Below are 12,548 nucleotides of genomic sequence, written 5' to 3' on the forward strand. Positions count from 1 at the left end.
GCTCGCGTCCGAGCGACCGCCGCTGGCGACTTCGTCGCGGACGCGGCGGCCGCTCGGACGCGAGCCGGGCCGCGAACGGCGCATGCTCGGTCTCGCTTCGCTCGAAACCGGGAGCTGCGCCGACGTGCTCGTATACATGTCAGCTCACCAACCGATGCATGCTTCCCGGCACTTGGCCAAGGCCCGACGCACAACTTCCATCTGGCCGGGCGGGCGACGCCGTAGCCGCCGAACTGGCCGAACCGAACCAGGTGGCGCACTCGCGGCAGCTGCCGATGCGGCCGACACAGGTCGCAAGGCGGGTGATGGTCCACCCGCCGACGACAGCGGAGCGAACACTGTGTGCGCTGCGCTGACCGAGCCGGGACCGGCAACCCATTCGTGCGGTCGATCCGGAAGCCGCGCACGACCTGACCGCAGGCGCATCCGCTAACACGTGGCGCGGGTCGGGCAGGTCGGGTGAGAGCGCGCGGGCTGCCGTGCACCGGTCGCACTCAAAGCGCGTGCAGTTCCGGTTTGCCGTCGCGCAGCGTGATGAAACCTCCCTGGAAGTTCTGCTGCACGCCGTCGGAGATGGGGAACTCGTCGCCAGTGGGGAAGCCGAGTTTGCCGTTCTCGTAGCCGGCGTCGCGCCAAGCATCCAGTATCGGGCCGTTGCGGACCGCCCAAGCGCCGGACATCGGGCTCCAGTAGATGGTCCCGCCTTCGAATCGGCTGAAGCGGCCCGCGTCCTTCACCGTCTGCTCTTCGGCGACCGGGAAGCCGAGCGGACTGTTCTCGAAGCCCAGCTGGGCGTACTTGCCGAGGATCAGGCCTTGGACGCGGTGTACGCCGGTGGCCTGGCTGTAGTAGAACGGACCGTTCTCGAAGGCTTGCACGGCGCCGTCGCGACTCGGTGTCTTGGCCTCCGGCGCTGTCGGGTAACCGGCGGGACCGCGTTCGAACCCCTGCTTGCCCCACTCGTCGTAAATTGCGCCACGCACCATTTGAGCTCCGGTCTGCGGCGTCCAGTACAGCGCGCCGTGCTGGAAGGCCTGGAACCGGCCGCGGCCGTCCTCCAGCGCGCGTTCCTCGCCCGTCGGCAGCCCGAGCGGTCCGGTAGGTCCTCCCGCCGCCTGGTAACCGGGCGCGATCACACCGCCGACCGGGTAAGCGCCACTGTCCGGCGTGAAGAACACCCGGCCGCCCTTGAAGTCCTGCGCGGTGCCTCCTGCCACGGCGTACTCCCCGGTGAGGCAGTCACCGAGCCAGCCCGCCGCGGCTGCTACCGGGCCGATCGCGCCGCCCGGCTGACAGGCGGGCTTGCCCTGATCGACACCGAGCGCGGACGCGGCCTGGGTCCAGGACTGACGCATCTCGAAGTCCCAGTACGGCCAGGAATGGGTGCCGGACGGGCGATAGTTCACCTGCGCGGGAATGGCCAGCTTGGACAGCTTGGTCACGAAGTTCTGCGAAGTGAGCCGGGAGAGGATCTCCAATCCCATGCCCGCGATGTTGGTGCTCACCCCAGGAATGCCGAGGGCGTGGTCATAGGGACCGATCGCGCCGCTGCCGCTGGAGACGTAGAGACTGACTCCTCGCAGCTTGTCGGCCAGCACGTACGGGTCGTGCGCCTCCCACTCCGGGTCCGTCTGCCTGCCCCACATGGCGGCGGAGTCGAAGCCGCCCGCATCCCGCATGGCGAACTCGATGGCCTGCGGCATGCCCAGCGTCGTCGTGGTCAGGAAGCCCGAATACGACGCGGCGTGCCGTACGAAGCCCGGATTGCGGGCGGCGAGGAACATCGCGGCCGTGCCACCCATCGAGAGGCCTTCCACGCCCCGCACGGGTGTCGCACGCCAATGACTCTCCAGCAGCGGCGGAAGCTCCTTGGTGAGAAAAGTCTCCCACTTGTAGGTACGGCCGTTGTCCGGCTGGAGCCAGTCGGCGTAGAAGCTGGCCTGCCCACCCACCGGCAGCACCACGGTGACGTTCTTGTCGGCGAAGAAATCGACCGCCCCCGCCTCCTTCGTCCAGCCGCTCTCGTCGTCGGTCGCGCGCAGACCGTCGAGCAGGAACAGGACGGGGAATCTGGCCTCCGGGTGGGCGTTCCAGTCTCTGGCCAGCAGCAACTGGACCTGGATCGGCACTCCCATGGACGGCGAGGTCACCCACAGCGCGACGCGACGGTCGCTGAGCCACTGCACCTTCTCCAGCGCGGGCGCGGCCACGGCCGCCGCTGGCTCCGCGACGGCGGGAGCCTCGACGGACACGCTCGCGGCTAGCGGGATCACCATCGTGGCGGCGACCAGCATGAGCCGCTCGCGTGCCGAACGCGCGACGAGACGCCCGCGTATGCCACAGCTACCGCGTGTAATCCCTGCCACAAAAGCTTTGTACTCCCGTTATAGCGACGTTTACGGGAGACACGCGCTGCACAGCAAACAATGTTCGCTGTCACGCGATCATAGCTGCCCCCGAACGCAATTCAGGCCGCACCGAATCGGTGCGGCCTGAATGCGACGAGGTGGATCAGATCACCAGGCGCCGGTGGCGTCCAGGATCATGTTGCGCGAGGCGAACAGCTCGCCCTCCCAGTACTTCCAGGAGTGGGTGCCCGCGGCCGGGAAGTCGAACCGGGCCGGGATACCCAGCGAGTTCAGGCGGGCCTGGAACGCGCGGGTGTTCACCAGCGACAGGGCCTCCAGCGCCATCCCGTTGCCGGTGTTGAACACGCCGACCGCCGAGTTCGGCTGGTCGTACTGACCCGGCAGGCCGCTGGCGGCCGAGATGTACATCGGCAGGCCGCGCAGCTGCGGCGCGAAGACGAACGGGTCCATCCGCAGCCACTGCGAGCTCCACGGCGCGGCCATCGCGTCGACGTTGTAGCGGCCCGCGTCCAACATCGCGATGCGGATCGCCTCACGCATACCCGGCGCGGAGATGTTCAGGTAGCCCGAGTAGGAGGCGGCGAACTTGAACTGGTCGCGGTGGTAGGCCGCGAGAGCCAGCGCCGCGCTACCGCCCATGGACAGGCCGACGACCGCGTTGTTGGTGCGCGAGACGCCGTAGCCCTCCAGGAAGGCGGGCAGCTCCTTGGTGAGGAAGGTCTCCCACTTGTAGGTGGTCTTCTGGCCGTTGGTGTTCGACGGCGCGTACCAGTCGGTGTAGAAGCTGGACTGGCCACCGACCGGCATCACCAGAGTGATGTTGTCGTTGCCGAACTGCTGCAGCGCGTTGGTCTCGAACGTCCAGGCGTTGCGGTCGTCGCGGGCGCGCAGACCGTCGAGCAGGTACAGCGCCGCGTTGCCGCCGCGTGCGGCCCACTGCACCTGCACCTTGATCGGGCCCATGCTGGACGGGACCATCAGGTCCTCGAAGCCGCCCGCGGGCGCCCGCAACACCGGCGTGTGCACCGACGGCGCCGCTGCGGCGAGAGTCGGGGTTGCCAGGCCTGCGGCGATCGGTAGCGCCAGCGCGGCGGCACCGACAGCCAGAATTCGATTACGCCAACCGCGAGCCGCGCCTCGCCGTCCCGACTGTGTTCTCTTCGGCGCGGCCGCCCTGCCGAAACGCATGAATCCTGCTCTCTTTCTGCTGTTGTGGTGCCACTCGCCGCCCGAGGGGCGAAGCGGCACCCGTGTTGCCAACGAGACGCGCGTCACGGACATGGTCCCGACAATCCGATACCCATGACGGCGCTACAACGATCTGGTCACACTTGCGCTCGCTGGACGATATTCGACGCCCCCCGCTTTAGCAAGATCCGGGGCTTTCCACTGGCCGAAATCCATCCGTTCACGCAAGGTAATGGTGCGGTGACCTTATCGCGTTCTCGCGGTGATGTCGTGTTGGAACGCAAGATATTCGCGCTCCTGGCGGGAACTGTCACCGACCCGAGATCTTCGCAATCCCGACACCTCCAGCGGCCTCCCCGCAGGCCCTCGGCGCCTCCGAGCAACGAGGCAGAGGCCACCCAGACCAGTGACCGAACCGTGATCGGAACCGAGATCTGCCGTGATAGCCACAGATGCAACTTCGGGCAAATAGCCCCGAGCACCGTTGACCACACTACAGCGATCATGCAGCAAACATTGGGTCGGATGCCCGGACTTCCCCCGCGCCGCCCCCGCATAACCCCCTACTACCTACCCCCACTCCCCCAAGCTGGCGGCCCCGAGAACGCCTCCCTGTTCAAAACGGCCACTACGCAGCCCCCAACGGCCAGGAAGACAACTGCACAAACCGCGAACAAATGCCCCCGCCAATCCCCCCGCACACCAGAAAGCGCAAGTTTCCCACACACTGACCCCCCCGGGTGTGAGTCTTACGAGCGCCGTTCGCGGCCCGGCTCGCGCCAGAGTGGACGAAGCGCATGCGCCGCAGGCGCGAGTCTCGTCCGCTCTGACGCGAGCCATAGGGGGCCGCGAACACGCGGCGCCGCAGGCGCCGCCAAAGGATTCAGCCGATGTTCGCCGACATATCCGGGATCATTCGCATGGCCTCGTCAGCCCAGTTGTTCCAGGCGTGAATACCGAACGGCGGGAAGGAGTAGACGGCGTTGCCGCCACCCAAGGTCGCCATCCGGACCTGGAACGCGCGAGTGTTCGCCAGCGCCAGGCTTTCCAGGCCCATGCCGTTGAGGGTGCCGAAGCTCGGCGGGTCGCCGGCCGAGGGCAGTCCGCTGGCCGCGGCGATCCACAGGCGGGTGCCGTTGCGGATCAGGTTGGGCGCGAACACGAAGGGGTCCATCCGCAGCCACTGCGGGCTCCACGGCGGCGCCATCGCGTCGACGTTGTAGCCGCCCGCGTCCAGCATGGCGGCGCGGATGGCCTCCCGCATACCCGGCGCCGAGTTGTTCAAATAGCCGGAGAACGACCCCGCGAAGCTGAACTGGTCCGGGTGGTAGGCCGCCAGGGTGAGCGCCGCGCTACCGCCCATCGACAAGCCGAAGGCGCCGTTGCGGTTGGGGTTGAACCCCAGCCGATCGCGCAGCGCCCAGCGCAGGTTGTTGGTCAGGAAGGTCTCCCACTGATACCGGTAGCTCTTGCCGGGCCCGCCCGCGAACCCGTCCAGCCCGCCGGAACCGGTGCTGGAGCCCGCGCCCGCCGGGACGCCGAAGAACTCGCTCGGCGCGATCCAGTCGGCATAGAAGCTCGACATGCCACCGACCGGCATGACCACGTTGACGTTCTGGCTCGCCAGGACTTGCGGGATGTTGGTCTCGATTTCCCAGCCGTTCAGCGTCTCCGGCGCCCGCATGCCGTCCAGCACATAGGCGACGCGATTGGTGTTGCCGTCGGCGGCACGCAGGATCCGGGTCTTGATCGGACCCATGCCGGAATCGACCCAGAAATCGAAGGCCGCGGGGTCGAACGCCGCCGACGCCGTGGCGCCCACGCCCGCGACGGTCGCCCCGAGCGGCAGCAGCATCGCCGCGGCGATGCCGAGGGCGGACCGCCGCAACCACGAACCGGCTACTCGGGGCCTCTGGGGCCAGCGCTTCCCGCGCGCACTACGCATCACATCGACCTTTCCCTCAGGCGACCCGGTCTGGCAAACTATTAGCAATCCCAACCGGCCCCTCGTCGGGCACCAGGACGAGACGTCCACCAAGAAACCGGACGAATCGACCTTGATGCATGCTGTTCGGGTATCAATTGGAAACGAATGCCTTCATGTTGCTGGATGGTGATCCAGACCACAACTACCGAAGCCGTTTTCTCTTCGTATTCGTTGCCGAAGTACCCGCGGACGCCCGGGTAAACGCCGAAAGGCCGCTCCGCGCCGATGGCGCGAAACGGCCTTTCCTCGCTATGGCCGGGTTACTACCCGATGTTCGCGGACAGATCCGGGATCATCCGATAGACCTCATCGGCCCAGTAGTTCCAGTTGTGCACACCCACGGCCGGGAAGTCGTAGGTGACATTGTTCGCGCCCAGGGTGAGCATGCGAACCTGGAAGGCGCGGGTGTTGGCCAGGGCCAGCGTTTCCAGACCCATCGCGTTGAGCGTGTTGAAGCTGATGCCGTCCGCCCCGCTGGGCAGACCGCTACCGGCGGAGACCCACAGGCGAGTGTTGTTCGCCTTCAGTCGCGGCGCGAACACGAACGGGTCCATCCGCAGCCACTGCGGGCCCCACGGCGGCGCCATCGCGTCGATGTTGTAGCCGCCTGCGTCCAGCATCGCCACGCGCAGCGCCTCACGCATACCCGGCGCGGAGATGTTCAGGTACCCGGAGTACGAACCGGCGTAACGGAACTGGTCGGGGTGGTAGGCCGCGAGAGTGAGCGCGGCGCTGCCGCCCATGGAGAGACCGAAGATGCCGTTGCCGTTCGGGTTGAACCCGAGGCGGTCGCGCAGCGCCCAGCGAAGGTTGTTGGTGAGGAAGGTTTCCCACTTGTAAGTGCTGGTCTTGCCCGGTCCGCCAGCGGAACCGGTCAGCAGGCCGGAGCCGGAGTTCGCCGAACCGGTGGAGGACGAGCCCGCGCTGCCGAGGCCGAAGAAGTCGCTCGGGCCGTTCCAGTCGGCATAGAAGCTGGACTGGCCGCCGACCGGCATGACCACGTTGATGTTCCACTTGGTCAGCTCGCGCGCGACCTCGGTATCGATCTCCCAGCCACTGAGGTCGTTGCGCGCCCGCATGCCGTCCAGCGCGTACACCACGCGGCCGGTGTTGCCATCGGCGGCGCGGAAGATGCGCGACTTGATCGGCCCCATTTCGGAGTCGACCCAGAAATCCATGCCATCCGGATTGAACGCGGCGGACGCCGGGGCGGCAGGGCCTGCCACCGACACCCCGAGCGGTAGCAGAACTGCCAGCGAAACCAGCATGGACCGCTTGAGCCAGGAACCCGCTCTTCGAGAATTAAGACGACGCCCGATCACGCCTCGCATCAGTTTGAACCTTTCGTTTGCACAGCGACAGCGGCAAGCCGTCCACACGGTAACCCGTCGATGCCCACGACCGGTGGACGCCAGGCCGGGCATACGGTCGTAGCGTATATCGGTATCGACACGGTGGCGTTACCAAAAAGAGATAAAGCGGCGTACGCCACTTTATCTACCTCGCACGATGGGGCCATTGGGCCCACCGTGCCCGATGGGCCCAATGTGATTCACGGGATCAGCGCTGCGCGACCGGTTGCGGGAAGGGATCGACCAGTCCGCACCGCTGGATCTCGTACTTCGGGACGCGATCGATGCGGTACTTCGCGAACCGCAACGCGTTGCGCAGGTTGTGCCGGAAACGCTCGAAGGTGAGCGGATCGCGGTAGGAGATCAACAACGCCTGGGTGTCCGGGCAGGACATCGCGGTGCGCGCCTGGGCGACCCACTTCTCGTCCAGGTACCAGGGCATCCACGGTTTCTTGTCCACCATGCCGGTATCGACGACTACCCAGTCCGGGTACAGGCTCTTGTCGTGGCCGATCCGGCCGTCGGTGAGCCGGTCGGTGTGCGCGGCCAACGGGTAGGCCAGACCCATCGGATCGATCACGGGCACGTCCAGCGGAACGTTCATGCTGGTCATGCCGAGATTCAGGAAGTAGACCGTGTGCCCGGCGCCGCCGTCCGGAATCGGCTGGGGCGGCGGAGCGATGTACCAGAACATGAACGACGGCGAGTTGAGCAGCAGACCGCCGTCCGGAGTGCCGGTGATGTCGTTGACCATCGCGCGGATGCGCGGGTAGTCCAAGTAGTCCTCGGCCAGGATCGGGTGGTCGTGCCCGGTGTTGAGCACGTAGTAGACGCGCTCGTCGACGATTCCGGTCGAAGTGATCTTGGTGCCGGTCTTGATCGCGGTGGTGTTCGCCGCGAACAGCGCCCACCCCGCGACGCCGACGAATGCCACCGCCAGCGCCGCGTAGGACCAGTCGGCGGCGGTGGCCGCGCGCACACCGCCCTGCGGCGCCCGGATCGGAATGACCGCGACCGGGAGCAGGAACAGGAACAGCTGGGGCAACAGCATTCGGCCGTGCATGAAGTCGCCGCCGACCCGAAGCGCGTAGATGGTCAGGAGGAACCCGCTGGCCAGAACCGAAGCGACCACAGCGCCCGGCGAGCGCAACCACTCCCGGATCCGGCCGATCGACCAGCCACGCGCGTCTTCGTTTTCGGCACGCGCGTTCCGAGTCGCACCCGTGCGAGCGGCGAGCACACCGGCGATCAGCAATACCAGCAGCGGCGCCCACAGGAAGTACGGACCGACGAGGTCCCAGAGGTAGGTGAAGCCCTGCCCCCACTTGGCGCCGCCCGCGTCCTTCGCGACGGCGGTGTTCGGGTAGGGCAGGCCGTAGTAGCCCATCCGCCAGATCTGGTAGCCCAGCGGCACCAGTCCGGCCACCGCGACGATCACCGCGCGCAGCACGATCGGCCGCAGCCTGCTCTCGGGCATGGGCGCGCAGAAGATCATCAGCAGCGCGAGCGCGCCGACCAAGGTCATCTCGGGCCGGATCAGGGGGGCCAGCCCGGCGAGGAAGACCAGTCCGAGCAGGCCGGGCAGGCGCACCGACTTGGCCTGGCTCCAGCGCATCAACTGCCACCACAGCAGGCCGATCCAGCAGATCACCAAGCCGCTTTCCAGACCCGAGGTGGCGTAGTCGCGGGCCGGGGGCAGTGCGATGTAGACCAGCACGCCCGCGGGCAGCAACAGCCCGGTGCGGGTCCCGCCCCACAGGCGCGCCGAGCCGAGCATGGCGAACACGACCGCGGCCAGCGAGACGGTGAGCGCGACGCCGAGCACCACGTACTCGAGCCGCGCCTGGGTCAGCCAGCTGAAGAACCAGACCAGGTAGGTCCACGCGGTGCTGGTGTTGGTTTCGACGCGCTCGCCCTCGTTGAAGACGGGGCCGTTGCCCGCCAGCAGGTTGCGCACCGTGCGCAACACGATGAGACCGTCGTCGGCGATCCACCGCCGCTGCCAGCCCCCGACCGCGAAAAGAACAACGGTGAGCGTGATCCCACCGACGAACGTGGCTTTGGACAGACGCGCGAACCGCGACGCGGAGCCGGACGACTCATCGGCCGACCGCTCCGCCGCGTATTCCGTTCGCTCCGCCACCAGCATCTCGTCAGGTGAGATAGACAGCGACACCTACCGCTCCGATCCAGGCGATTGCGAGGAACTGCAGGACGCGGTCCCCCAGCGCGATCTCTTCCGGCTCCCCGGCCTCGCCCCCATCGACGTCGACCGCGTAACGCAGGATTGCGATGGTAAACGGGACCATCGAGATCGCGAACCAGTTGGTGTCCTTGATGCCGTCCTGCTGGAACGCCCACAGCCCGTAGAAAACCACCACCGCCGTCGCGGCCAGCGTCCAGATGAAGCGCAGGTAGGTGGGCGTGTAGTACTCCAGCGACTTGCGGATCTTGGCGCCGGTGCCCAGCGCGATCTGCAGCTCCGCGTAGCGCTTGCCCGCCGCCATGAACAGCGAGCCGAAGGCCATGATCAACAGGAACCACTGCGACAGCTCGATGTCGGCCGCCGCGCCACCGGCGACCGCGCGCAGCAGGAAGCCGGAGGACACGATGCAGATGTCCAGCACGGCTTGATGCTTGAGTCCGAAGCAGTAGGCCAGCTGGATGCCGATGTAGACCGTCATCACCACGGCGAGATGCCACGAGGCGAGGAACGAGCCCGCGATCGACCCGGCCAGCAGCAATGCCGACAGCAGGTAGGCCAGGTTCACCGGGACGACGCCCGCGGCGATCGGCCGGAACCGCTTGGTCGGATGCGCCCGGTCGGCCTCCACGTCGAGCGCGTCGTTCACCAGGTAGATGCCCGATGCCGCCATGCAGAACACCACGAAGGCGATGCCGACGTGCGCGAGCACGTCCACGTTGGTCGCCGTGCCCGCGGCCAGCGGAGCGGCGAGCACCAATACGTTCTTGACCCACTGCCGCGGACGGACTGCCTTGAACAGACCGCCGGCCAGCGTCTTGGGCGGGCCCTTGACTACCGCCTCGGCCAGGTCGGCGCCGGTCGGCTCTTCACTCATGTCAACGAAGGCTCTTTCTTGTGCGGTCATTGTCGAGTCTCTTTTCGGCGGCGAGCAGGGCGGCGGCGGACGCGGCGCCGAGCGCGGAACCGGCGAGCACGTCGGTGGGGTAGTGCACCCCGAGGACCACCCGCGAAAGCAGCATCGGGGGGACGAGCACCGCAGGCAAGGGTAGCCCGGTCAATCTGCCGAGCAACACGGCCGCTGCCGTCGTCGAGGTCGCATGCGAGGACGGGAAACTGAGTTTGCTCGGCGTCCCCACGTTGACCTGCACCGACGGATCGTTCGGGCGCGGACGGCGAACGACGCGCTTGATGACGATCGAGGCCGCGTGCGCGCCGACCGCGCCGACCGCGACCCCGGCCCATTGTCTGCGCCGCGGCTTGTCCACCAGCCAGCCTGCGGCGGCGATGCCGACCCAGCCGAGCGCGTGCTCGCCGAAGTGCGACAGGCCACGCGCGGCGGACACCACGGCGGGCTTGCTACCGAGGGTGGCCTGCACCGCGTTGATGATCGCGACCTCCGGCGGCGCCTGCCCGGCAGGCGCGGGGTGCGCGGACACCGGGCCACCGTGACCGTTGGCGCTGTGCAGCGGCGGCTGCACCGCCGCGTCGTCGGCGGCGCTCGCTCCGAGACTCACTGCTGCTCATCCTTCGTGTCGATGCCGAAGACCTTCTCCCACGCCGCGGTGCTGGTCAGCTGCGGGTGGGCGGCGCGGTAGCGCTGCTGCATCTCCGGGAAACGGGCGGCCAGCTCCTTGCGCAGGCGCATGGCTTCCTTGAACAGGCCGAGCGCCTGGCGGGGGTCGCGCTTGCGGTAGACGACGCCGCGGCCGTCGGCCGTGGTGACGGTGACGCCGTCGACCTGCGAGAGCAGGAACCAGCGCGCGTCCAGCGTCGGCACGTTCAGCTGCGGGGTCTCGTGGTGTTCGGTGCGCGCGGAGCGGAAGTTGTGCACCACGCCCTTGGCCAGCCGAGCCACCTTGGCGATCGGATTGGCCGGCTCACCGACCGCCCCGACGCCGATGTGGCTGGCCAGCGGCAGTTCGGTGGACGAGGGCAGGATCACCGCGTCCGGATACTGCTTGCGCAGCTCGTGCACCGCCCCCAGAGCGCTGGGCAGTAGCTGGAACAGCCGTTCCGGGCCTGCGAGGAAATCGCGGATGGCGAGGTTCTGGATCGCGACCGTCGAGTACTCCAGGCACAGCAAATGCTTCAGCGTCGCCTTGATCGTGTTGACGACCATGCCGCGCCCGTTGCCCGGCAGGTGCAGCGAGGCGACGACCAGGCGATTGCGCAAGTGGAAGTACGCCTGCCAGTCGATGGCGTCGTCCTTGTCGCTCCAGGCCATGTGCCACACCGCCGCGCCGGGCAGCGTGACGGTCGGGTACCCGGCCGCGCGAGCACGCAAGCCGTACTCCGCGTCGTCCCACTTCAGGAACAGCGGAAGCGGCTGGCCGAGCTCCTCGGCGACGCGCCGCGGGATGACACAGGTCCACCAACCGTTGAAGTCGACGTCGATGCGCCGGTGCAACAGCTTCGAGTTGTCCCGGTCCTTGAGCGGGTACTTCGAGAAATCGTGGTCGTACTCGACGTTCGGCGCCGCGGTCCACATGAAGATGCCGCGATCGACCACTTCGCCCATGACGTGCAGGTGCGAGCGCTCCTGCAGGTTGAGCATCTGGCCGCCGACCAGCACCGGCGACTTCGCGAAGCGGGCGAAGGCCAGCGCGCGCAGGATGGAATCCGGCTCGATCTCGATGTCGTCGTCCATGTAGACGATGTACTCGGCGTCGGTGGTCTTCAGTGCCTCGTACATGACCCGGCTGTAGCCGCCGGACCCGCCGAGGTTGGGCTGGTCGTGGATGGAAAGGCGATCCCCGAGCGCGGCCGCCGATTCCGTGAAGCCGGGCTCGTCGACGACCTTCTTCGTGCCCTGGTCCGGGATGATGACGGCCGCGATCTTCTCCAGCACCAGCGGGTCGGAGCCGAGTGCGGCGAGCGTCTTCACCGCGTCGGTGGGCCGGTTGAAGGTGGGCATGCCGACCGCGATGCTGCCCTCTCCGGGCGCCTCGATCGGCGCGTACCAGCCGCCCGACAGCAGCGTGACCGCCGTGTCGGTGGTGATGTCGAACCAGATCCAGCCGCCGTCCTCGAACGGGCCCAGGTCGGTCTCGAATTCGACGACCACCGAGTCGGCGCCGGTCGCGACCGCGAATTCCTTGCCCTGCACGTGGATTCGCGAGCCGTCGGCCTTGGATCGGTACACGTCCACCCGGCCGTGACCGGCCAGTTCCAGCCGCAGCACCACCGAAGACAGGATGCTCCAGCGCCGCCAGTAGCTCGCGGGCAGGGCGTTGAAGTACGTGCAGAAGGAGACCTCGGACTCCGCGCCGATCGACAGCGACGTGCGGGTGGTCGCGTGCGCGCGCCTGGCGTTGGTCTGCGACTCCTCGACGTAGAGCGTGCGCACGTCCAGCGGCTCGCCCGGCCGCGGCAGGATGATGCGCTGCAACAGCGACTTGGCGCGGGTCTCGGTGGTCATGTCTTCCAAAATGGATTGGGAGGTCATT

The 12,548-nt window shown here is 67.6% G+C and carries 8 protein-coding genes; all 8 read right to left on the reverse strand.

The annotated features are described in order from the left end of the window. Nucleotides 1–494: 494 nt before the first annotated feature. On the reverse strand, nucleotides 495–2,294 hold the full coding sequence (locus tag ACWESM_RS17490; RefSeq protein WP_452492583.1) for an alpha/beta hydrolase-fold protein: 1,800 nt from the start codon (nucleotides 2,292–2,294) through the stop codon (nucleotides 495–497). Between the two features lie 222 nt (nucleotides 2,295–2,516). Next, nucleotides 2,517–3,557, reverse strand: a complete 1,041-nt coding sequence (locus ACWESM_RS17495) for an alpha/beta hydrolase (protein ID WP_364432897.1) — start codon at nucleotides 3,555–3,557, stop codon at nucleotides 2,517–2,519. A gap of 883 nt (nucleotides 3,558–4,440) precedes the next feature. After that, on the reverse strand, nucleotides 4,441–5,502 hold the full coding sequence (locus tag ACWESM_RS17500) for an alpha/beta hydrolase (RefSeq protein ID WP_452492585.1): 1,062 nt from the start codon (nucleotides 5,500–5,502) through the stop codon (nucleotides 4,441–4,443). A 305-nt stretch (nucleotides 5,503–5,807) separates the two neighbouring features. Then, on the reverse strand, nucleotides 5,808–6,875 hold the full coding sequence (locus ACWESM_RS17505; protein ID WP_355073141.1) for an alpha/beta hydrolase: 1,068 nt from the start codon (nucleotides 6,873–6,875) through the stop codon (nucleotides 5,808–5,810). A 229-nt stretch (nucleotides 6,876–7,104) separates the two neighbouring features. Then, a complete protein-coding gene (gene zomB, locus ACWESM_RS17510) occupies nucleotides 7,105–9,045 on the reverse strand; it encodes a flagellar motor control protein ZomB (protein ID WP_364432994.1) in 1,941 nt (646 codons plus the stop codon). A gap of 4 nt (nucleotides 9,046–9,049) precedes the next feature. Continuing rightward, entirely contained in the window at nucleotides 9,050–9,976 is a 927-nt protein-coding gene (locus tag ACWESM_RS17515) for a decaprenyl-phosphate phosphoribosyltransferase (RefSeq protein WP_355073143.1), read from the reverse strand. A 1-nt stretch (nucleotide 9,977) separates the two neighbouring features. Continuing rightward, the gene (locus tag ACWESM_RS17520; protein ID WP_355073744.1) at nucleotides 9,978–10,538 is read right to left on the reverse strand and encodes a phosphatase PAP2 family protein; all 561 of its coding nucleotides are present in this window, start codon (nucleotides 10,536–10,538) and stop codon (nucleotides 9,978–9,980) included. A gap of 74 nt (nucleotides 10,539–10,612) precedes the next feature. Next, nucleotides 10,613–12,547: a glycosyltransferase gene (locus tag ACWESM_RS17525; protein ID WP_356963503.1), complete on the reverse strand. Its 1,935-nt coding sequence runs from the start codon at nucleotides 12,545–12,547 to the stop codon at nucleotides 10,613–10,615. Nucleotide 12,548: the final 1 nt, after the last annotated feature.

It is taken from the genome of Nocardia sp. NPDC003999 (assembly GCF_053604885.1).

Excerpts from the sequence above, each read along its gene's own strand:
- ACWESM_RS17490 (WP_452492583.1), bottom strand. The coding sequence starts at position 2,294 with ATGCTGGTCGCCGCCACGATGGTGATCCCGCTAGCCGCGAGCGTGTCC.
- ACWESM_RS17495 (WP_364432897.1), bottom strand. The coding sequence starts at position 3,557 with ATGCGTTTCGGCAGGGCGGCCGCGCCGAAGAGAACACAGTCGGGACGG.
- ACWESM_RS17500 (WP_452492585.1), bottom strand. The coding sequence starts at position 5,502 with ATGCGTAGTGCGCGCGGGAAGCGCTGGCCCCAGAGGCCCCGAGTAGCC.
- ACWESM_RS17505 (WP_355073141.1), bottom strand. The coding sequence starts at position 6,875 with ATGCGAGGCGTGATCGGGCGTCGTCTTAATTCTCGAAGAGCGGGTTCC.
- zomB (WP_364432994.1), bottom strand. The coding sequence starts at position 9,045 with ATGCTGGTGGCGGAGCGAACGGAATACGCGGCGGAGCGGTCGGCCGAT.
- ACWESM_RS17515 (WP_355073143.1), bottom strand. The coding sequence starts at position 9,976 with ATGAGTGAAGAGCCGACCGGCGCCGACCTGGCCGAGGCGGTAGTCAAG.
- ACWESM_RS17525 (WP_356963503.1), bottom strand. The coding sequence starts at position 12,547 with ATGACCTCCCAATCCATTTTGGAAGACATGACCACCGAGACCCGCGCC.